18 protein-coding genes are annotated in these 22213 nt (G+C 58.9%); 6 read left to right on the top strand and 12 right to left on the bottom strand.

From position 1 onward, the window contains the following. Window positions 1-23: 23 nt before the first annotated feature. Window positions 24-1340: an isocitrate lyase gene (aceA, locus tag D3878_RS00925; protein ID WP_119783766.1), complete on the bottom strand. Its 1317-nt coding sequence runs from the start codon at window positions 1338-1340 to the stop codon at window positions 24-26. 388 nt (window positions 1341-1728) lie between these two features. On the opposite strand from aceA, the gene D3878_RS00920 reads away from it, so the two are divergent. Then, entirely contained in the window at window positions 1729-2445 is a 717-nt protein-coding gene (locus tag D3878_RS00920; protein WP_119783765.1) for a Crp/Fnr family transcriptional regulator, read from the top strand. A 25-nt stretch (window positions 2446-2470) separates the two neighbouring features. Here the strand turns inward: D3878_RS00920 and rraA are convergent, their stop codons facing one another. Then, on the bottom strand, window positions 2471-2965 hold the full coding sequence (gene rraA / locus D3878_RS00915) for a ribonuclease E activity regulator RraA (RefSeq protein ID WP_119783764.1): 495 nt from the start codon (window positions 2963-2965) through the stop codon (window positions 2471-2473). Between the two features lie 47 nt (window positions 2966-3012). Further along, entirely contained in the window at window positions 3013-4254 is a 1242-nt protein-coding gene (locus tag D3878_RS00910) for an MFS transporter (protein ID WP_119783763.1), read from the bottom strand. A 103-nt stretch (window positions 4255-4357) separates the two neighbouring features. Between D3878_RS00910 and D3878_RS00905 the strand changes: the two genes are divergently transcribed. Then, a complete protein-coding gene (locus D3878_RS00905; RefSeq protein WP_119783762.1) occupies window positions 4358-5149 on the top strand; it encodes an AraC family transcriptional regulator in 792 nt (263 codons plus the stop codon). Between the two features lie 251 nt (window positions 5150-5400). Continuing rightward, a complete protein-coding gene (locus D3878_RS00900; protein WP_233556441.1) occupies window positions 5401-7284 on the top strand; it encodes a sigma-54-dependent Fis family transcriptional regulator in 1884 nt (627 codons plus the stop codon). Here the strand turns inward: D3878_RS00900 and D3878_RS00895 are convergent. The 9 genes from D3878_RS00895 to pedF form a co-directional block, all read right to left on the bottom strand. Then, the gene (locus D3878_RS00895; RefSeq protein ID WP_158592140.1) at window positions 7256-8083 is read right to left on the bottom strand and encodes an EAL domain-containing protein; all 828 of its coding nucleotides are present in this window, start codon (window positions 8081-8083) and stop codon (window positions 7256-7258) included. The two genes, D3878_RS00900 and D3878_RS00895, sit on opposite strands and share 29 nt — an antisense overlap. 315 nt (window positions 8084-8398) lie before the next feature. Further along, window positions 8399-9901, bottom strand: a complete 1503-nt coding sequence (locus D3878_RS00890; protein WP_119783759.1) for a methyl-accepting chemotaxis protein — start codon at window positions 9899-9901, stop codon at window positions 8399-8401. A gap of 18 nt (window positions 9902-9919) precedes the next feature. Then, window positions 9920-11278 (bottom strand): DUF3422 family protein, encoded by a 1359-nt coding sequence (locus D3878_RS00885; protein ID WP_119783758.1) that lies wholly within the window; start codon window positions 11276-11278, stop codon window positions 9920-9922. 29 nt (window positions 11279-11307) lie between these two features. Beyond that, entirely contained in the window at window positions 11308-11529 is a 222-nt protein-coding gene (locus D3878_RS23360; protein ID WP_147383851.1) for a hypothetical protein, read from the bottom strand. Window positions 11530-11703: 174 nt separating this feature from the next. Next, window positions 11704-13686: an acetate--CoA ligase gene (gene acs, locus D3878_RS00880; protein ID WP_119783757.1), complete on the bottom strand. Its 1983-nt coding sequence runs from the start codon at window positions 13684-13686 to the stop codon at window positions 11704-11706. Between the two features lie 106 nt (window positions 13687-13792). Continuing rightward, complete coding sequence (locus D3878_RS00875) at window positions 13793-14185, bottom strand: DUF779 domain-containing protein (protein WP_119787630.1); 393 nt, start codon at window positions 14183-14185, stop codon at window positions 13793-13795. A 127-nt stretch (window positions 14186-14312) separates the two neighbouring features. After that, window positions 14313-15833, bottom strand: coding sequence for an aldehyde dehydrogenase (gene adh / locus D3878_RS00870; protein ID WP_119783756.1), 1521 nt, complete (start codon window positions 15831-15833; stop codon window positions 14313-14315). Window positions 15834-16194: 361 nt separating this feature from the next. Continuing rightward, window positions 16195-17025 (bottom strand): substrate-binding periplasmic protein, encoded by an 831-nt coding sequence (locus D3878_RS00860; RefSeq protein WP_233556187.1) that lies wholly within the window; start codon window positions 17023-17025, stop codon window positions 16195-16197. Between the two features lie 75 nt (window positions 17026-17100). Beyond that, window positions 17101-17574: a cytochrome c-550 PedF gene (gene pedF / locus D3878_RS00855; RefSeq protein ID WP_119783754.1), complete on the bottom strand. Its 474-nt coding sequence runs from the start codon at window positions 17572-17574 to the stop codon at window positions 17101-17103. Here pedF and D3878_RS23355 point away from each other — a divergent pair. The 3 genes from D3878_RS23355 (at window position 17573) to D3878_RS00845 (ending at window position 22207) form a co-directional block, all read left to right on the top strand. Further along, window positions 17573-17758, top strand: a complete 186-nt coding sequence (locus D3878_RS23355) for a hypothetical protein (RefSeq protein WP_147383850.1) — start codon at window positions 17573-17575, stop codon at window positions 17756-17758. The genes pedF and D3878_RS23355 overlap by 2 nt on opposite strands. Before the next feature lie 112 nt (window positions 17759-17870). Next, a complete protein-coding gene (locus D3878_RS00850; protein ID WP_119783753.1) occupies window positions 17871-19775 on the top strand; it encodes a sigma-54-dependent Fis family transcriptional regulator in 1905 nt (634 codons plus the stop codon). Window positions 19776-19813: 38 nt separating this feature from the next. Then, complete coding sequence (locus D3878_RS00845) at window positions 19814-22207, top strand: TonB-dependent receptor (protein WP_119783752.1); 2394 nt, start codon at window positions 19814-19816, stop codon at window positions 22205-22207. The last annotated feature ends 6 nt before the right edge of the window (window positions 22208-22213 follow it).

Below are 22213 nucleotides of genomic sequence, written 5' to 3'. Positions count from 1 at the left end.
GCCTGATGGCGCCCGCGGACAGATTAGTGGAACTGCTCTTCTTCGGTCGATCCGGTCAGGGCTTTCACGGAAGACGTACCGCCCTGGATCACGGTGGTCACGTCGTCGAAGTAGCCAGCGCCAACTTCCTGCTGGTGCGACACGAAGGTGTAGCCTTTTTCGCGGGCAGCGAATTCCGGCTCCTGCACCATGTTGGTGTAGTGCTTCATGCCTTCGCCCTGGGCGTAAGCGTGGGCGAACTGGAAGGTGTTGAACCAGTTGATGTGGATACCAGCCAGGGTGATGAACTGGTACTTGTAGCCGAGTGCCGACAGTTCTTCCTGGAACGAAGCGATCTGGCTGTCGTTGAGGTTCTTCTTCCAGTTGAAGGAAGGCGAGCAGTTGTACGACAGCAGCTTGCCTGGCACAGCAGCGTGCACGGCTTGGGCGAATTCGCGGGCGAAGCCGATGTCAGGCACGCCGGTTTCGCACCAGACCAGGTCAGCGAACGGCGCGTAAGCAACGCCGCGGCTGATGGCTTGTTCCAGACCGTTCTTGACGCGGTAGAAACCTTCCTGGGTGCGCTCGCCGGTCAGGAAAGGCTTGTCGTTGGCATCGTGATCGGAAGTGATCAGGTTGGCCGCTTCAGCATCGGTACGGGCCAGCACGATGGTCGACACGCCCATGACGTCGGCGGCGAAACGCGCAGCGGTCAGTTTCTCGATGGCTTCCTGGGTTGGCACCAGCACCTTGCCGCCCATGTGGCCGCACTTCTTCACGGCAGCCAGCTGATCTTCGAAGTGCACGCCGGCAGCGCCGGAAGCAATCATGTTCTTCATCAGTTCGAAAGCGTTCAGCACGCCGCCGAAACCGGCTTCCGCGTCAGCGACGATCGGCAGGAAGTAGTCGACGTAATTGGCGTCGCCCGGGTTGATGTTGCGCGACCACTGGATTTCGTCAGCGCGCTTGAAGGTATTGTTGATGCGGCGAACCATGGTCGGCACCGAATCGTAGGCGTACAGTGATTGATCCGGGTACATGGTTTCGGAAGTATTGCCGTCGGCGGCGACTTGCCAGCCAGACAGGTACACGGCTTCCAGGCCAGCCTTGGCTTGTTGCATGGCTTGACCGGCAGTGATCGCGCCGAACGCGTTCACATAGCCTTTCTTCGCACCGCCGTTGACCTTGGCCCACAGTTTTTCGGCACCGTTCTTGGCCAGCGTGTACTCAGGCTGGATGCTGCCGCGCAGACGGACGACGTCTTCTGCGGTGTAGTTACGCTTGACGCTTTTCCAGCGTGGGTTTTCTGCCCAGTCTTTTTTCAGTGCCGCGATTTGCTGTTCACGAGTTGCCATTGTCATTCTCCTGAGTTAAACGGTGTTACGAGTAAAGTGAAACCTGCTGAGAAAAATCATATTCCTTTTCTTGCGGGGCAACAAGGTCTTATATAAGACATATAACTAAATTTAAATCATTTAAATTCAAAGACTTAAATATTGTTTTTCGGATTGCGGAATAAAATCCTTGAAAATATCCGCCCACTCACCAATTTTTACCGGTCTGCTTTTCACAATACAGGAAGGTGATTTCGGATTGTGAAAAGTGCTAAGAATTGCATAGCCCTGCCGTCCCGATCAGGAATTCAGACACCAGGCAATAGCGCTGCGGACAAGACCCGCCACAAGCAATTACAATACGGAGTGACGCAGGCATATCCCGGCCAGCCTGTGACAAATCCTGGCAATATCCATGAAAAACCCATCCCCCCCGAAAATCTGGCGTGGCCGCTCCGATTGCAACAATTGCGGGGGCGATTGTGCGCTGTTCGGCGACCTGCCGGCCGCAGAGCTGAACCGGATTCACGCGCCGTTTGACGACCTGCGCTATCCCGCCGGCACTTCCCTGTTTTTACAGGGGGATGACGTCAATGGCCTCTATTCCATCCGCAGCGGCATGGTCAAGCTCAACCGCATCAATCCCGATGGCACCCAGCGCATCGTGCGCGTGCTCCGGCCCGGCAACACCGTCGGCCTGGAAGCCATGGTGCATTCGCAGTACGGGCACGACGCCATCGCCATTACCCCTGTGGTGGCTTGCCGCATCCCGCTGGACGTGATGGCTAGGCTCGACCGCGAATCGCCCATTCTGCACCGCCGCGTCCTGGAACAATGGCATGCAGCGCTATCCGACGCTGACCACTGGTTCGCCGAACTGGCAAACGGCTCGGCGCGGGTGCGCATCGCGCGTCTGCTCCTGAAGATGCGCGACACCGTCAATCCGGAAAATTCAGTCTTGTTTACGCTGGAAGATATCGGCTCGATGCTGGGCATGACGGTGGAAACCGCCAGCCGCATCATCAATGCCTTCCTCAGGGAAGGCAAGATCAGGCGACTGGAAGCCCATGGCCGCGATTACCAGATCGACGTTGCGGCGCTGGAAGCCGAAGCCCAGTCCGACGCCGTCTGAGTTTCAGGAAAAACCTTCCAGCCGTTCAGGCCAGCTTGGCCGCCGATACCAGCACGCCGTCGGCATCGGCGTAGATCCAGTCGCCCGGTTTGACAGTCACGCCGGCGATCGATACCTGCAAGTCCTTCTCGCCCACACCCTTGCGAATGCTGCGCTGCGGATGCGTGGCCAGCGCGCGCACGCCGATATCGCAGCCATTGATTTCTTCGGAGTCGCGGATGCAGCCGTTGACGAGAATGCCGGCCCAGCCGTTTTTCTCGGCCAGCATGCCGAGGTTGCCGCCCACCAGGGCGCAGCGCAGGCTGCCGCCGCCATCGACCACCAGCACGTGCCCCTCGCCCGGGGTTTCCAGGGCGGCGCGCACCAGCACGTTATCCTCGAAGACCTTCAGCGTCCTTGACGGGCCGGCAAAGGCCGGCCGTTTGCCGAAGGATTTGAAGACCGGCGGCAGCACCGCCAGGGTGCCGGCGGCCAGCTTGTCTTCATTGGCGTCGCAAATATCGCAGGTGGCAAAACTCATTGATTTCTCCCGTTGAAAAAATGATCATGCGGGAATTGTAAGCCAGTTCATGCGGCCTGGGCAGCGGCGGCGCGCCTTGCGGTATTGCTGCCGACATTCACCGCAGTCAGGATCGCCAGGATCTGGAACACGCCGATCAGCACGAATACCAGTGCAGGATGGTGCGCATCCATCAGCGCGCCGAACAGCAGAGGTCCTGCGGCCAAGCCGATATCCAGGCCGGAATAGACGACGCCATACACACGCCCGGTGGCATTCTTGGGCGCTGCCGCGCGGATCAGCAAGTCGCGCGAGGGGCCGGCGACGCCAGCGCCAAAACCTACCGCCCCCATCAGCAGCACGGCCATCCAGCCCGGCGCCAGCGCAGCAGCGATCAACAGCGAAAACACCCCCGACGCGGCAAAGGCAATCGCAATGGTACGGTCATGGCGCGCCGCCTTCGACGCCAGGAAACCGCCCCACACCATGCCGGCGGCGGACGCCAGCATATAGGCAGTCTGGCCGACAGTGGCCGAGGCCAGCGACATGTCGTACAGATCGCGCAGGCCGGCGGCGGAAAAACTCTGGATGCCGCCCAGCGCCATGGCGGTAATGAAGAAAAAGGCAAAGCACATCCAGACTGCCGGCAGGCGGATGAAGCCCAGCGCCCCGCCCTCCTGCTGCGGCGCGCCGGCATGCTTGCCGGCAGCCGCGGTCAGGCCATGCTCCGTTGCGAGAATGCCGCGGTAGGCGAACAGCACCGCCAGCCAGGCAAACGGTACCAAGGCAGCAGCCACCAGGGCGGTGCGCCAGCCGGCAATACCGGCAATACCAGCCAGGAAAACCGGCGCAGCCGCCCACCCCAGATTGCCGGAAATGCCGTGCACCGAGAATGCATGGCCGAGACGGCCGGCAGAAACCCGCTTGTTCAGCAGCGTAAAGTCGGCAGGATGGAACACGCTGTTGCCCAGCCCGGCGAGCATCGAGCCGGCCAGCAGCATCGGGTAGTTTTGTGCGGTCGCCAGCGCCAGCGCCGACAAGCCCAGCAATGCCATGCCGGAAAACAGGACGGCGCGGGCACCCACCCGGTCGACCACGAAACCGGCAAGCGCCTGGCCGATGCCCGACACCACAAAAAAAACTGTCATGAGCAGCCCGAGCTCGGCATACGACAGGCTGAAGGCCCGCTTCAGCCATGGAAACAGCGGTGCCAGGATCAAGTGGAAGAAATGCGATACGCCGTGGGCGACGCCCACCAGGGCAATCACCTGGGCGTCCTGGCGCAGGGAGGGAGCGGCAATGGCTGTCATGTTCAGGTATTGAAGTGAAGATGGGGCAAGTGTAGGCAAAATTTGCGCGTCTGTTTTAAGATAACATGACATTTTTTATCGATTTTAAGACACCCCTTCATCAATGCCCATCCAACCTGTCAACCATACCCGACTGCACCTGCCGGGCATGACGCCGACCGCCAGACGTCCGGTCAGAATGGTCGCACGCAACCTGGCGGCCTCGGAAACGCTGGCCGCACATCGCCACGGCTGGGGCCAGGTCACGTATGCACTGGAAGGCGTGATCCGGGTCACCGTCGCCGACAGCAGCTGGATCGTGCCGCCCTTGCGGGCGATCTGGATTCCGCCTGACGTCATCCATGAAGTCGTCACCCTGGAAATGGCAAAGCTGCGCGCCATCTATGTGCATGCCGGCGCTGCGCCATTGACGGAAGATGAATGCCAGGTGATCGATGTATCGGCACTGTTGCGGGAATTGATCGTCGCGCTGGAACAGGCCGACGGCGACTCGCAACGCGAATCGCTGCTGTCGGCGTTGCTCCTGGATGAACTGGGCAATGCCACGACATTGCCGATGCGCATAGCGCTGCCGAACGACAAGCGATTGCGCGCGTTGTGCAGCCTGCTGATCGATGCACCTTCTGCATTTGCCACGCTGGAAGAAGGGGCGCGCCAGGTCGGTGCGTCCGAGCGGACCCTGGCCAGGCTTTTCGAGCAGGAATTGAAAATGAGTTTCGGGCAATGGCGCCGGCAAATGCGCCTGGCACATGCCGCCGCGATGATTACGCGCGGCGTGCCGATGTCGCGGGTGGCAGCCGAACTCGGCTATGCCAGCCAGTCCGCATTTTCGGCGATGTTCAAGAAAACTTTTGGGCATGCACCTTCAAAATTCTTTGCCAAAAAACAGCGCTAAAAATCTTTGGTTCACAGCCCGTTAACAGTGCGAAACTGCGCACCATTGCGCTATTATGAAGCAGTGCCACATTATTAAATTGTCTGTAAATGACACTTCATTCTCCTGGGAATGATGAGAGGCTGAAAATGAGACAAGTTTCCAAAGGCGGCTCCGAACTAGCCGCCGCTTCATCCACCGTAGCAAATGCGCTTGTCGGGCACGCAACGGCTTCTTCCAGCGTTCTGTTTCCACCAAACAGCTATGACAAGATCATCGAAGATTCACATCAGCGCTCGGCGGGATTTGGATTAAGCGAAAACATTCATTCCGACTTTAGTCCGGTAAGTCGTGCAGATTTTTCGATAATCAACGAAAAAAACCGGGTTTTGTGTACGCATGCGTTGCCCGTCATGGAAACCTTGTACGAGCAAATCATCAATACCCATAACATGGTTATCCTGACAGATGCCAATGGGGTGATCGTGCGCACGCTGGGCGACGCCGATTTTCTGGAAAAAGCCAACCGGGTCGCGCTGCAGCAGGGCGTCCCCTGGTCGGAGGAAAGCAAGGGCACCAATGCCATCGGCACCGCCATCGCCGAACAGGCGGCGGTATTGGTACACGCGAATCAGCATTTCTTGTCTGCCCATAATTTTCTTACTTGCTCCGCAGCACCAATCTTCGATCCAATCGGTAATGTCATCGGTGTACTGGACGTGTCTGGCGAGCAGCATAGTTACCATAAGCACACCATGGCGCTGGTACGCATGTCAGCGCAAATGATTGAAAATCAGGTGTTTTCAACTTCCTATCAGGATGCCATCACGCTGCATTTTCACAGCCGGCCGGAATTCATCGGCACCTTGATGGAAGGCATCGCTTCCTTTACGCCTGGCGGGCGCTTTTTAGCTGCCAATCGCTGCGGTCTGTTTCAACTCGGTCTGTCACTGAATGCGTTAAAGACACATACCTTCAGCTCGCTTTTTGGTTTGCCGGTGTCAGCCCTGTTCGATCATTACCGCACCGCCACACCTGGCGTGCTCAATCTGTGCCTGCACAGTGGCGTACGCGTGTATGCAAAGGCAGAAATGCATGTATCGAACCCGGTGTTCCAACACGTTACCAGTAATGAACGCGCACCGCAGCAATTGCCCGTGGTGCAGTCATTGGCCCGGAATGTCCGGCATCGGGCCGGCCTGGACGACCTGAACACTGGCGATCCGCAAATTGCGGCGCTGATCGCCAAGCTCCAGAAAGTGATTGGACGCGATATCGCGATACTGGTGACTGGCGAAACCGGCACCGGCAAGGAATTGCTGGCGCAAGCCATCCACAATGATTCGCCGCGCGCAAACGGCCCCTTCGTTGCCGTCAATTGCGCCTCGATTCCCGAAACCCTGATTGAATCCGAATTGTTCGGCTATGAAGACGGTGCCTTCACCGGCGCCCGCAAGAAAGGCAGCGTCGGCAAGATCCTGCAGGCAAACGGCGGCACGCTGTTCCTGGATGAAATCGGCGACATGCCCCTGAGCCTGCAGGCGCGCCTGTTGCGCGTGCTGCAGGAGCGCATGGTGACGCCCCTGGGCAGCAGCAAATCCATCCCGGTGAACGTGGCGCTGATCTGTGCCACGCACCGTAATTTGCGCGACCTGATTGCCAAAAACGCATTTCGCGAAGATCTGTATTATCGTCTGAACGGTCTTGTGGTAAAGCTGCCGCCGCTGCGCGAACGTACTGACCTTGGCGTAGTGATTGAAAAACTGCTTTCCCATGAGGATGACGGAGTCTGCTATACGGTATCGCCTGCCATCATGCAGTTATTCAAGCAGCACAAGTGGCCCGGCAATCTCCGCCAGTTAATCAATTTGTTGCGCACGGCAATGCTGATGACTGACGATGATCATGAAATCCGCTACGAGCATTTGCCGGACGATTTTCTGGACGATATCGCCATGGCACAGACGCAGAACAAGGCCGCCGCGCCATTGAATGGCGCAGCAGGGGTCAAGCTGGAAGATGTTGAATTGTCGCTAATCCAGAAAACCCTCGCAACGCATGGCGGCAATGTATCGGCCACCGCCCGGGCATTGGGTGTATCGCGCAACACCATCTATCGCAGGAGCGCTACCCTCGGCAATATTGAAGATCAGTGAAACCAGCCATTTCAGGAGATGCAGTCGCATTCAGGTAATCCTGCAAATCCGGATACGTCATCGGACTGCCCAGATAAAATCCCTGTCCCTGACTGCAGCCCAATGCCTGAACAAATTCCAGCTCGCCTCTTGTTTCAATGCCCTCTGCCACGGTGCGCATATGCAATCGATCGGCCAGTTGCACAACAAATTCCAGAATGGCTTGCGATTTTTGATTATTGCTTATGCCGCCCACAAACATGCGGTCAATCTTGATTTCCGTAAACGGCATGCGATTCAGTTCCTGCAAGGAGGAATAGCCAACGCCAAAATCATCAGCAGAAATGCCAAAGCCTTGCGTGCGCAGACGATCCAGTGAGGCAAGCAGGCTGGCAAAGTCTTTGGAACAGGCGGTTTCTGTCACTTCAATCGTAATGCGCTCACAAGCAACACCATAGGATTTCACCAGCGAGCAGATATGATTTGCCATATGCGCTTTTCCCAAGGTGAGGGGCGAGATATTGATCGCAAATCCAATCTCCGCGCAGCATTCATTGCTGTCCTGTACGTACTCCAACAATTGATGCAGCAAGCTATCAGTCAATTGATCGATCAGATCCATCCGCTCCATCAACTCGATAAACTGGCTGGGCGGCAGAATACCCCGATCGGGATGTATCCAGCGTGCCAATGTTTCACTGCATACGGGAAGGCCGGAAACAAGGTCGATTTTCGGCTGAAAATAAGGCACGAACTGCTTGTCTTGAATTGCCGACAGCAGTTCATACCTTGACCATTGATAATTTGAAAAATTTTCCACGCTGAATGTCGCCTCAATGTTTGTTACGTAATGACATGCCACGACACCACTGCAGTACTTCACCTTGCATGCTCGCGGGAGTTTCGGCAAATCCGCTCTTCCATCAAGAGCTCAACTGTCTATTCGCAATCGGCATGCCAGCCAATAAAGTCGTCGAATAGTTTGCGTGTGCCGCGTATAGGGAAAATATGATGAGAATCGCTTATTTTTCGCAGCATCAGCTTCGGTGCCGTATTATTTTTTTAGAATTGCACAAAGCATCTGTTCCAATTTGGAGCGACTGTCACATGCAGGAACACTTTTACCCGGGGGCTATCAATTACGATAAAAGCCGCAAGAAATAACCAGCTCATCCACAATTTCCAGATAAACCGATTTGGACTGGATTTCTTTGGTCAAAGGATGCGGCCATTTGTAGTCTACCCAGCCGCTGCCGCCGCTCTTGGCCATATTGACGATCTCGACGACAAATAGCTTGCCGTCGCTGTCCCTGAGGTTCTTGCCGTCGACCCCGACCAGACGCGGATTGGCGCCATTGGCGACAAATATGTAATTGAGGTCGTATACGCTCAAGTACAGATCGCGATCAATGAATTGGCTCTTTTCCTGCTTACAAACATCGGCGACGAAGGCATTACTGCCATGGGTGCGTACGAAATCCACGCCAGCTTCGACCATTTCCCTGGCCTCGTCGGCGTTGGCGTATTCGCGCTCCCCCAGCTTATAAATCGATACCGACTGCGACAGCGACACTGCCTGCTCATGCAAACTGGCAGCAGTACGTGTCGCCACATCGACCAGGACCGCATTTTGCCGGGCCATGCCGCCGATCTGCACCACGGCGCGGCTGAGTTCGGCAATGCCGGCGCTTTGCTCGGCGCTGGCCGCGCTGATCTCGCTCATCAGGCCTGCGACCCGATTCACACTGGCGGCGATTTCGCGCATGGTCCGGCCAGCCTCTTCCACCAATTTTTCTCCGGATTCGACCTTTTCGACCGAATCGCTAATCAGCAATGCAATTTCGCGCGCTGCGGCAGCCGAGCGTTGCGCCAGGGAACGCACCTCGCTGGCCACGACGGCGAAACCCCGCCCCCGTTCGCCGGCACGGGCCGCTTCCACTGCCGCATTCAATGCCAGGATATTGGTCTGGAAGGCGATGCTGTCGATCACGCCAATAATGGTGGCGATTGTTTTCGCGCTTTCGCTGATCGCTCCCATGGTATGGATCACGTCACCCACGACCTGCTCGCCCCTGCCCGCAGAATCTTCCGCAGTTGCCACCAGAGCGTCCGCTTTGAGGGCATTATCGGCATTCTGTCTGACAGTCAATGTCATCCGTTCAAGCGATGACACGGTCTGCTGCAGCGCACTCGCCTGTAATTCGGAACGTGCCGACAAGGCGCTATTGTCGCTGGTGATCAAGTTGGAGGTGCCGCCAACGGCAATCGTGCCATTGCGAATTCTCGCCGTGATCTTGAACATGCGCTCATTAATCTCTTGCAGGGAAGCTTGCAACTCTCCCAGCTCACTGCCGGATCCGGCGACAAATGGCAAGCTCAAGTCGCCGGTCGCCATGCGCTTGGCGAGCGCTGTAACGTCCCTCAATGGCTGCACAATGCCGCGGCAACACCACCATGCAGTGGCAACACCCGCCAACAACATCGCAAATCCCAGGCCAAGCATGGATAGGGCGGCCACGTCACCGTATTCGACGGCGACGTTTTTCACTGCAACGATCAATAATCCCGCAAGGCCCGACAGTATGACGCCAAAACTGATGACGAGACGGGCGCTGACGCCCGGATTTGCGAAATTCATTCTATTCAAAGTCCCAAGTCACGTTCCATGCAATTTTCTGCGCATCCGGCAGAGCCCAAGCCAGACGCCTGCGGCGATTGCCGGTACCAGGAACCCGGTCGCGAGGTCGGGGGTGATCGGCCAGCCTGCGGTCTTGGCTGCCTTGCCAAGGTAGTTCAACAAGCCTGCCAGGTAGTAGGTAATTGCCACCACTGACAGTCCTTCTACTGCCTGTTGCAGACGCAATTGCTGTTCGGCGCGCCGGTTAAGCGATTGCAGTATCTTCCGGTTCTGCTGCTCCTGGACGATGCCGACGCGCGTGCGCAACAAGTCATTGGTGTGAGCGATCCGCGCAGCCAAGGCCTCCTGTCGCTGCGCAGTCGATGCACAGGTATTCATTGCCGGCGCCAGGCGCCGATCCATGAATTCCGCCACCGTGGGCACCCCGTCGATGCGTGCTTCACGCATTTCCTCGATGCGGGCATGCACCAGTCGCACATACGCCTGCGAGGCAGAAAAACGATAACTGTTATTGAGCGACAATTTTTCCATGCGTGCAGCTAGCCCGGTAATTTGGCGCAACAAGGATTGCTCAACATCAGCACTGTCGGGTAGCGAACAGGCGATTGCATCAGCAATCGCCGCATCCGTGTCCACCATGGCGGCAGTCAATTGCGCCAATTCCCCCTCGATCGCGTTCAAGGCAGGAATGGCGCGCTGCGCATGGGGCAGTCCCAGCAGGGCCATCATGCGGTAGGTTTCAATTTCCAGCACACGCTGCACCAGCAGCCCTGCCTCCTGTTCGCGCAAGCCAAAGTCCTGCACGACAAAACGGGAAAAGCCGTCTGACTGAATCAGGAAATCAGTCCAGACCTGGGCGCCTTGCACGACTTGGCTACCGACCAGCAGCATGCCTTCAAATACGTCCGGCGTCTCGAAAACGGCAACATTCTGCGAAGAAGCCATTGAAGCCAGCACCATATGGGCCGCCACCATGGTTTTTCCCTGGAGGCTAGCCAGCCATTTTTTCGGCACATAAGCTATCGGCATCTGCTGAAATGCCGCGACCATCGGCAAACTGTGGTCAATTTTTTTCGCGAAAGTGTAAGTCGCGAATTCGGTATGACATTCCCACTTGAGCCGAAAGTGACCGAAGTCGTGAAAAAAATGCCTGGCATTGGCAGCCGGCCCTGCCACGCCAAAATGCCCGCATAGCGATACCAGCAATGCATGCTGAGCAGCAGCGTTTCTGCCGCTGGTGCCGGCATCTTCGCCGGCATACACCGCCAGGTGCGTCAGGCTTTCCGGCGCCTGCAGACGCATGGATGGCCGTGAATGCGCTTCAGCCGCAAGTGGTTCACGCAATGCATGGTTGAGGCCTGAATATCCCGTCGACATGAATGGTTCCTGAAAATGTGGGCTCGTTATCAGTCTGCACAATTTTCAGCAAACCGCCATGGCTGCATCAGCGGCGTTTTAGCGCCAAGCTTTTCTGCCATTTTCCAGCCAAGATCGCGCCGGATCTGTTCCAGCGACGGCAGAGGCGAGGGCCGCGCCAAGCGCTCCACCATCCAGCTTCTTACCTGTTCTTTGGTCGGCCTTTCTATTTCACAGCTTGACCGACGACCCGCTTTTGGGGACTGAGACATACTTGCCTCCAATATGATTGATGACTACAACACGCAGGACGATTGCCTACAGCGACTACTTCAACTGTTCCAGGATCGCCGGATTTTGGCTTCGGCCGCCGCTTCGCGGCTTAACTTGCGCCAGGCGCAAGTTAGCCTGCACCGGAACCCCGCCGCCCCTTCGGGGCGCCTCGATCAATTGGTCTGCGCCAATTGCTCGAGGATCGCGGGGTTCTCCAGGGTCGAGATATCCTGGGTAATTTCTTCGCCCTTGGCCAAGACGCGCAACAGCCGCCGCATGATCTTGCCGGAACGGGTCTTGGGCAGGTTGTCGCCGAAGCGCAGCTCCTTCGGCTTGGCGATCGGACCGATCTCCTTGGCCACCCAGTCCCGCAATTCCTTGGCGATCTGCCTGGCTTCCTCGCCGCTCGGACGCGAACGCTTCAGCACCACGAAAGCGCAGATCGCCTCACCCGTCGTCTCGTCAGGCTTGCCGACCACGGCCGCTTCCGCCACCAGCGGATGGGCCACCAGCGCCGACTCGATTTCCATGGTCCCCATGCGGTGACCTGAGACGTTCAGCACATCGTCGATGCGCCCGGTAATGGTGAAGTAACCGGACTCCTTGTTGCGGATGGCGCCATCGCCCGCCAGATAAAGCTTGCCGCCAAATTCTTCCGGGAAGTAACTCTTCTTGAAGCGCTCGGGGTCGTTCCAGATGGTGCGGATCATCGCCGGCCAAGGACGCTTGACCACCAGGATGCCGCCCTGTCCGTTGGGCAAGTCGTTGCCGGTCTCGTCGACGATGGCGGCCATGATGCCCGGCAAAGGCAGTGTGCACGAACCCGGCACCATGGGGGTGGCCCCCGGCAGCGGCGAAATCATGTGGCCGCCGGTTTCGGTTTGCCAGAAGGTATCGACGATCGGGCATTGCTCGTGGCCGATATTCTTGTAGTACCACATCCAGGCTTCCGGATTGATGGGTTCACCCACCGATCCCAGGATGCGCAGGCTGGACAGGTCGTATTTCGATGGATGCACGTTGGCGTCGGCATCGGCTGCCTTGATCAGCGAGCGGATCGCCGTCGGTGCGGTATAGAAGATGCTGACCTTGTGGCGGGCAATCATGTCCCAGAAACGCCCGGCGTTCGGGTAGGTCGGGATGCCTTCGAAGACGACTTGCGTCGCGCCCACCGCCAGCGGGCCGTAGGCAATGTAGGTGTGGCCGGTGACCCAACCGATGTCGGCGGTGCACCAGAAGATATCGGCTGGCTTGATGTCGAAGGTCCACTTCATGGACAGGGCCGCCCACAGCAGGTAGCCGCCGGAAGCATGCTGCACCCCCTTGGGCTTGCCGGTGGAACCCGACGTGTAGAGGATGAAGAGTGGATGCTCGGCATTCACCCATTCCGGTTCGCAGGTGTCGGCCTGGCTGGCCACCAGTTCGTGCAGCCAGAGGTCACGGCCTGCGGCGACAGCGATATTGCCGCCGGTGCGGCGATAGATGACGACATTCCTGATGGTGTCGCAACCGCCCAGCGCCAGCGCTTCATCGACAATGGCTTTCAGGGGCAGGTGCTTGCCGCCGCGCAGTTGCTCGTCGGCAGTGATCACCGCCACGGCGCCGGCGTCGATGATGCGCTCCTGCAGCGACTTGGCGGAAAAACCGCCAAACACCACCGAGTGGGTGGCGCCGATGCGCGCGCATGCCTGCATGGCGGCGATGCCTTCGACCGACATCGGCATGTAAATGACCACACGATCGCCCTTCTGGATGCCAAGGGATTTGAGGCCATTGGCCAGCTGGCATACCCGCCGGTGCAATTCGCGGTAGCTCACCTGGCTCACTTCGCCGCCATCGGCTTCGAAAATCACGGCGGTCTTGTCGGCATTGCCATTGGCGAGGTTGCGGTCGAGGCAATTCCAGGAAACATTCAGTTCGCCATCGCCAAACCATTTGTAGAACGGCGCCTGCGATTCATCCAGGGTTTGCGTGAAAGGCTTGTGCCAGTCGAGGTTTTCCCGGGCCAGCCTGGCCCAGAAACCTGCGTAATCGCGCTCCGCCTCGGCGCAGAGCGCCCGGTAGGCATCCATTCCGGAAATCGCCGCATCTTTTACCAGATCGGCGGGCGGGTTGAATACCCGGTTCTCTTGCTTGGCGTTTTCAGTCTCGGCCATCGTCATCTCCTGCACTACTTATGTTGTTATATGTAAAAATAAAAACGTTTTCTGTATCCACGTTTTTCATTCAGGAAAACCAGGGTGATCAAATTTCCTCGGCTAATCATCCGATCATTATTAGTTTCGCCGCTTCCGCCAGCAGCCGATTTTCTTCATCGGAAAACAATCGGGAGCGCGTCAGGAAGCGCTTGCCGGTGCCGTTATCGAGCGCGAACATGCCGCCATTGCCATCGACGACGTCAATGATGAGCTGGGTGTGCTTCCAGTATTCGAACTGGTCCGATCCGATGTAAAACCGGGCGCCATCCAGGTCCCCGAGATAGACATCGGTCGTGCTGACATTGAATTCGCCAACCGAATAACATTGCGGCGCACTGCCGTCGCAACATCCGCCCGATTGAAAGAACATCAAGGGCCCGTGCATTTGCCGCAGCATGGAAATGAAATCGAGCGCAGCCTGCGTTGCAATTACGCGTGGAATGTGTGTGCTTGACATGATATTTTTAACAACATAGATGAAAAAGGCTATCCCGGCGCGCCGCAACGGGCGCCCCATGCGAGGGAGTAGCGGCGCGCCCTGCTTGTGACAAGGCGCACCCTACCGTTTCACACCATTTCAGTGTCTAGAAGAAGCCCAGTGCCTTCGGGCTATAGCTGACCAGCAGATTTTTCGTTTGCTGATAATGTTCCAGCATCATCTTGTGCGTCTCACGGCCAATGCCCGACTGCTTGTAGCCGCCGAAAGCCGCATGGGCCGGATACAGGTGGTAGCAGTTGGTCCACACACGCCCCGCCTGGATGGCGCGGCCAACCCGGAACGCGCGCGAGCCATCGCGGGTCCACAAGCCGGCGCCCAGGCCATACAGCGTATCGTTGGCAATCGCCAGCGCCTCGGCTTCATCCTTGAAGGTGGTCACCGATACCACCGGCCCGAAGATCTCTTCCTGGAAAATGCGCATCTTGTTGTTGCCGGCAAAAACCGTCGGCTTGACGTAGTAGCCGCCGGCCAGATCGCCGGACAGGCGGTTCTGTTCGCCGCCGATCAGGACTTCGGCGCCTTCCTGGCGGCCGATATCCATGTACGACAGGATTTTTTCCATCTGTTCATTGGATGCCTGGGCGCCGATCATGGTGCTGCTATCCAGCGGATTGCCCTGCTTGATGGCGGCCACGCGCGCAATGGCACGCTCCATGAACTTCTCGTAGATCGATTCCTGCACCAGCACGCGCGACGGGCAGGTGCAGACTTCCCCCTGGTTCAGCGCAAACATCGCAAAACCTTCCAGGCACTTGTCGAAGTAATCGTCATCGGCATCCATGACGTCGGCAAAGAAGATGTTGGGCGATTTACCGCCCAGCTCCAGCGTCACCGGGATGATGTTTTGCGCAGCGTATTGCATGATCAGGCGGCCGGTGCCGGTCTCGCCCGTAAAGGCGATCTTGGCGATGCGCTTGCTGGTGGCCAGCGGCTTGCCGGCTTCCAGGCCAAAGCCGTTGACGATGTTGAGCACGCCCGGCGGCAGCAAGTCGCCGATCAGTTCGATCAGCACCAGGATCGATGCCGGCGTTTGCTCGGCCGGCTTCAGGACCACGCAGTTGCCTGCGGCAAGCGCGGGCGCCAGCTTCCAGACCGCCATCAGGATGGGAAAATTCCAGGGGATGATCTGGCCGACCACGCCGAGGGGCTCGTGAAAGTGGTAAGCGTAGGTTTCGGCATCGATTTGCGCAACGCTGCCTTCCTGGGCGCGGATGCAGCCAGCGAAGTAGCGGAAATGGTCGATCGCCAGCGGGATATCGGCCGCCATGGTTTCGCGGATCGGCTTGCCGTTGTCGATGGTCTCGGCGGTGGCGATCAATTCCAGATTCGCTTCCATGCGGTCAGCCATCTTGTTGAGGATGTTGGCGCGCTCGGTCAGCGAAGTCTTGCCCCAGGCAGCGCGGGCGGCGTGGGCGGCATCCAGCGCCAGTTCGATATCTTCTGCGGTGGAGCGGGCGATTTCGCAAAACGGCTGGCCGGTGATCGGCGTGATGTTCTGGAAGTACTCGCCCTTCACCGGCGCCACGAAGGTGCCGCCGATATAGTTGTCGTAGCGTTGCTTGAACGGGTTCTTGATACCGAGTTTGCTGATGTCTGCCAAATTCATTTCTGTCTCCTAAGATTTATTGGAACCACACGTTTATTGGAACAAGTACTGCCAACACCCTTCCTCTTTCGCAATCGGCGTGCCAGCTTGCCAAAACCCTGATAATTCCCCGCAAACCCGCGCCACTCCAAGGCCATGCAGGCCTTGCCTGATCGATTGCGGCAGCGGCGGATCGTGCCGTACTGTTTTTTTATGAACAGCAGGATCGACCAGGTGTACCAATTTGTAGCAAAGCCACACCACCTCGGCCACGTTCAGGCCGAGGGAGGCCGCGACCACGCCAGCAATTGCATGCAGGTAACTGGAAGACCCTGCGACGCACGTCGCAGAGTGCCTGCCTTTGCGGAAGAGAAGCGGGATGTCACGGCTTGATCGCGGCCACGCCGTGCCTGGAAAATATCTTCGCCAGTTCGCCAGAAGCCGTCAGTTCATCGCTGGCTGCTTGCAGCAGCCTGGCCAGCTCGATCTGGTCTTTTTTCACCGCCATGCCAACCACCCAGCCCTGCCGCGGCAGGCGCGGGAAGCTCACATCGTGAACTTGATAATTCGGGTCGCGGCCGACAGCCGATTCGATTTCCGAACGATTGGCCAGTACTGCATCGATGGCGCCAGCCTGGAGCTGCGCCAGCGCCTCGACGGCGGTCGGATAAATCCTGACTTGCTCGCGATATTTGCCGCCTTCCTCTCCCAGCAGGACGACGGCGGCGATCGAAATTTTTTCGACGCCGATTTTTTTCCCGGCGAGTGACGCCAGGCCGTCGTAGTTGGGCACCGTCGCCACGCGACGCACCAGTTGCACCGCGTCGCGGTAATACGGCGCGAAGATTTCCACCTTCGGGTTGTTCGCGATCAGGTGGCGGTCGACCGGCACATGCAGCAGTACGTCGGCCGGACCGTAGCCGAGGTAATGCCCCTTCCACACCATGTTGCGCAAGTCGTCACCGAGATTTTCGCCGGCCGGAAACGACAGCAGCGCCAGCTTTAACCCCAGCTTTTTCGCCAGGGCCTCAGCGAGCTCGATATCGATGCCGCGGCCACCGGCCGAAAATGGCGCCAGGTCGTCATAGACCGCCACTTTCAAGGCGCCCGACTGGCGGATTTTTTCCATGTCGGCATGCGCCGGCAATGCCAGTGACCATGCCAGAAAAATCACCATCAACGCAGCGATGCTGCGAAAAAAAAACTTGGGCATGCTTGTCTCCAATGCGTTGAATGCCCGTCTGCGGCGGGCACATTGCGGGGACGGGAAGCCCCCCGTCTTGCCGGCTTACTTGGTTGCGCGACGGGTTTCCAGATACGCCTTCATCGCCCACACCGCTTCCTGACTCAACATGCCCTCGAAGGGGGGCATGTACACGGCGCCATTGCGCACCTTGCCCTGGCGGACCGAGGTGGCGTAATAGCCATCATTTTCCTTAAAGCAAGCCTGCTTTTTGGCCTCGTTCTTTTGCCCCATGCAGTCGCGGTCGAGCAAGCGCAAGTCGGGGGCGATACCGCCGGAAATCGCATCCAGGCCGTGGCAACGCGCGCAGTTCTGGGTGTACGCCGAGGTGCCGACCTTGACCGCATCGACATTGCCCCGGTAGGGATTTTCGGTGGCCCACTTGTCGCCCAGTTTCGGTAGTGACTTGGTGTCGACCGCCTGTGGCGTAACGTCGCCATGCGCGGCGGCAGGCAGCGTGACCGCGCAAAGGGCGGCAAAGACAGAACTGATGGCGATGAAGCGTTTTGCGAATTTCATGATGACTCCTCCTATTGGTTTTGAAATGAGTGGAGCGCTATCTGCAATTGCCATGCCAAGCATTTCTGGCACGTTCGCGCCCCATGCATTGATTCGTTTTGGAACAGGTGTTGCATTTGCGAGCACAACAATCGCAAAAAGTGAAACAGTCACCGGCGCCACCGACCGCGCCGCAGGGCGATAAAGGGAGGCCGGGCGAAAAATCGCGCCAAGATAGAGGTTTCATCGCATTTTTACCAATTGGCACGGTTTGTGCGAATTAGTGCATGTTATGAACTGTAGTAGGGGCAGGCGCCATGATAAAAGAATCCCGCGAACGTTCCGTCGCTTACGGCCTGACTGAGAGCGCGATTCCCGACTTCAGCTCGGTGAGCCGCACCGACCTGACGCTGGCCATCGAGCAAAATCGGGTCTTGCACACGCATGCGCTGCCGGTGATGGAAACGCTGTACGAACAAATCATCAATACCCATAACATGGTCATCCTGACCGATGCTCATGGCTTGATCGTGCATACATTGGGCGACGACGACTTCCTGGAAAAAGCCAACCGGGTCGCGCTGCAGCCGGGTGTGGCCTGGTCGGAACAGAGCAAGGGCACCAATGCGATCGGCACCGCCATCGCCGAACAGGCGCCGGCCCAGGTCCACGCCAATGAACATTACCTGATTGCCAATCATTTCCTGACCTGTTCGGCGGCGCCAATCTTCGATTCGGAAGGCAGCGTGATCGGCGTTCTGGACGTCACCGGCGACCAGAACAGTTTTCACAAGCACACCATGGGGCTGGTGCGCATGTCGGCGCAAATGATCGAAAACCAGGTGTTTTCCGCCGCCTATCAGGATGCAATCACGCTGCATTTCCACAGCCGGCCGGAATTCATCGGCACCCTGATGGAAGGCATTGCCGCCTTCACCCAGGGCGGGCGCTTCCTGTCGGCCAACCGCAGTGGCCTGTTCCAGCTCGGCTTGCCACTCACCGCGCTGAAAATGCATACCTTCAGTTCGCTGTTCGGCTTGCCGGTGTCAGCCCTGTTCGACCATTACCGCACCGCCGCGCCGGTTTTTTTGAACCTGTGCATGCACAGCGGAGTGCGGGTCTATGCGCGCGCGCAACTGCACCGGGCAAACATGTTTTTTCAGGCTGACCAGTTACATCCTGGCGCATCCGAGCGCAGCGTGCCGCTGCAAGCGCAAGCTGCGCAAAGAGTCGAGCAGCAGGCCACACGCCGCTTGTCGAGCCTGCATTACCTGAATACCGGCGATGTCCAGATCGCCGCCCTGATCGACAAGGTGAACAAGGTGCTCGGGCGCGACATCGCCATCCTGGTGACCGGCGAAACCGGCACTGGCAAGGAATTGCTGGCGCAAGCCATCCACAATGATTCGCCGCGCGCAAACGGCCCCTTCGTTGCCGTCAATTGCGCCTCGATTCCCGAAACCCTGATTGAATCCGAATTGTTCGGCTATGAAGACGGTGCCTTCACCGGCGCCCGCAAGAAAGGCAGCGTCGGCAAGATCCTGCAAGCCAATGGCGGCACGCTGTTCCTGGATGAAATCGGCGACATGCCCCTGAGCCTGCAGGCGCGCCTGTTGCGCGTGCTGCAGGAGCGCATGGTGACGCCCCTGGGCAGCAGTCGCTCGATCCCCGTAAACGTGGCGCTGATCTGCGCCACGCACCGCAACCTGCGCGAACTGATTGCGGCCGGCGTGTTTCGCGAAGACTTGTACTACCGCTTGAACGGCCTGGTAGTGAAACTGCCGCCCTTGCGTGAGCGTAGCGACCTGGAAGTGGTTATCGAACGGTTGATCGCAACGGAGGCCGACGGCACGCAGTGCACCGTATCGGCCGCGGTGATGGAGTTATTCAAGCGGCACAACTGGCCCGGCAACTGCCGGCAGCTGACCAATTTGCTGCGTACCGCCATCGTCATGGTCGGCGACGACCGCGAAATCCGCCGCGAGCATTTGCCCGACGATTTTTTAGACGATATCGAGGCGGTGCAGCGAGGCGAGAGCGGGCGAAGCGGCCCGATCAGTACACAGGTGGCGGTATCGATGCCGACATCGGCCACGCTCGACGATGTCGAAATATCGTTAATCCAGAATGCGCTGGCGGCGCATGGCGGCAATATCTCGGCCACCGCGCGCGCCCTGGGTGTTTCCCGCAACAAGATTTACCGCAAGATCCCGCAGCAATAAACGTCAATACCAATTCCTATAATTTCCGGAGACATCTAATGCCCCACTCTACCCTGCCGCAATTACACCGCCGGCACGCCGCATCCCGCACGCCCCCCCTCCTTGCCGCTGCCTTCTGCGTTCCTGTACTAGCGCAGGCAGGCGAGTTAGCGGCGCGCCCTGAAGCCACCCTGACGCCGATTCAAGTGGTGGCAAAGACGCCCGTGCCGGGACTCGGGATCGAGCGCGACCTGCTGCCGTATCCGGTGCAGACCGCGTCCGCGGACGCGCTGCGCCAGGCGCAGGCGGGCAACCTGATCGACTTCCTGGCGACCAACCTGACTGGCGTCAACGTCAACGAAGTCCAGGGCAGTCCGTTCCAGAACGACATCACCTTCCGCGGCTTTCGCGCTTCGCCGATCCTCGGTTCGGCGCAGGGATTGTCGGCGTATCTCGACGGCGTGCGCGTCAACGAACCGTTCGGCGACGTGGTCAACTGGGACATGCTGCCGGAGGCGGCGATCGCCGACCTGACGCTTGTGCCGGGGTCGAACCCGCTGTATGGCTTTAATACGCTGGGCGGCGCGCTGGCATTCACCACCAAGTCGGGCCGGAGCCATCCCGGCATGGACGCCGAGATCTCCTACGGCAGCAATGCCAGAAAGCGCATCGACGCCGGCTACGGCGCCCGCTTCGACAATGGATTGCACGCCTTCGTCGCCACCACCCTGTTCGACGAAAATGGCTGGCGCGAGCATTCCGCCGGACGCATGGGCAACCTGTTTGCCAAGGTCGGCCGCGATTCGGGCCAGACCCAATGGCATGTCTCGGCCCTGCATGGCGACAGCAAGCTGATCGGCAACGGCCTTTTGCCGAGCTACCGCTGGGCCGATGGCACGCTGGCGAACGGCTTGTACGAAAACGACCGGCGCGCGGCCTACACCCACCCGGATCAAACCAGCAATCGACTGCAGCAGGCAGCCTTCAATCTGCGTCACTGGATCAATGATGACACCGAGCTGTCGACGCTGGCCTATGTGCGCCGCAGCCGGCGCGACACGCTCAATGGCGACGTCAACGGCGATTACGAAGAGTATGTGGAAGATTGCGAAGACGGCTTCAATCCCGACGGCAGCGCGGTAGAGCCCGACGACTGCGGCTTTACCGCGGCGCAAGGGGCGGCGCAACACAACGCGGTATTGAACCGCACCCATACCCGCCAGACCAGCGCCGGCCTGGCCCTGAACCTGTCGCGCCAGACCGAGCACCATCAATTCGCCGTCGGCGCCAGCTTCGACCAGAGTCGCGTCAGTTTCGCGCAAACCCGGCAAGACGCCTGGTTCGACGCCGGGCGCGGCGTGCAGCCGGACGTGCTGGCCGCGGAAGTGGCGTCGTCGTCGGTCACCGGCAACTCGCAGGCATTCGGGCTGTACGCCACCGATACCTGGAAGCTGGCGACGGCGACCCACCTGACGGCATCGGCGCGCTGGAACCACGCGCGCGTGTCCAATACGCTGACGGGCCAGAACGGCGTGCAGCCGAAGGAAACTTTCAATTACAGCAAGCTCAATCCAGCCATCGGCCTGACCCACAAGCTGGCGCCCGGCCTGACGGTGTTTGGCGGCGTGGCGCAAAGCAACCGGGTGCCGACCGTGATCGAACTCGGCTGCGCCGACCCGCTGCAAGCCTGCGTGCTGCCGACGGGCTTGCAGTCCGACCCTTACCTGAAGCAGGTGGTGTCACGCACGGTCGAGGCTGGCATGCGCTGGCAAGCCGGCGGTGCGGCGCTGTCGGCCTCGCTATACCGCGCAATCAACCGCGACGACATCCTGTTCCTGCGTGCCGGCTCGAGCCAGCTGGGGTACTTTGCCAACTTCGATCGCACCCGCCATCAGGGGCTGGATCTTGCGGCGAGCAAAGAGTGGAAGACGCTCGCGCTGCGAATGAATTACAGCCTGCTCGACGCCACCTACGATGCGAGCGGCCGCCTGTTTGCGGGCGAGCGCACGATCAATGTATTGCCCGGTATGCCAATCGCCGGCTTGCCGCGCCATACACTGAAACTCGCGCTGGACTGGAAGCCGGCGCCGGCGTGGCTATTGGGCGGCGAAATGGTAGCGGTTTCGTCTTTGACGACGCAAGGTAACGAAGATGGCTTGCGCGCCGACCCGGCACCAGGCGTGACACCGCAAACCGCCGACTGGCGCATCCGTGGACATGCCGTTTTCAACCTGCGCGGCAGTTACCGCAGCGGCAAGCAACTTGAACTCTTTGCCCGCGTCCAGAATGTGTTCAACCGCAGGTATGAAACCTATGGTGCGATCGGCGCAGACCTGTTCCCCAATGGTCAACTTCTGCAGCCTCATGTTGCAGCGCAAGACGCCGGCGATGCCCGCTTCGTCGCCCCCGGTGCGCCTCGCTCTTTCACGGTCGGGATGCGTTACCGTTTTTAGGCACAG

The organism is Noviherbaspirillum sedimenti (assembly GCF_003590835.1).
Taxonomy (GTDB): Bacteria; Pseudomonadota; Gammaproteobacteria; order Burkholderiales; family Burkholderiaceae_D; genus Paucimonas; species Paucimonas sedimenti.
This window is presented reverse-complemented; position numbering and strand designations above follow the sequence as displayed.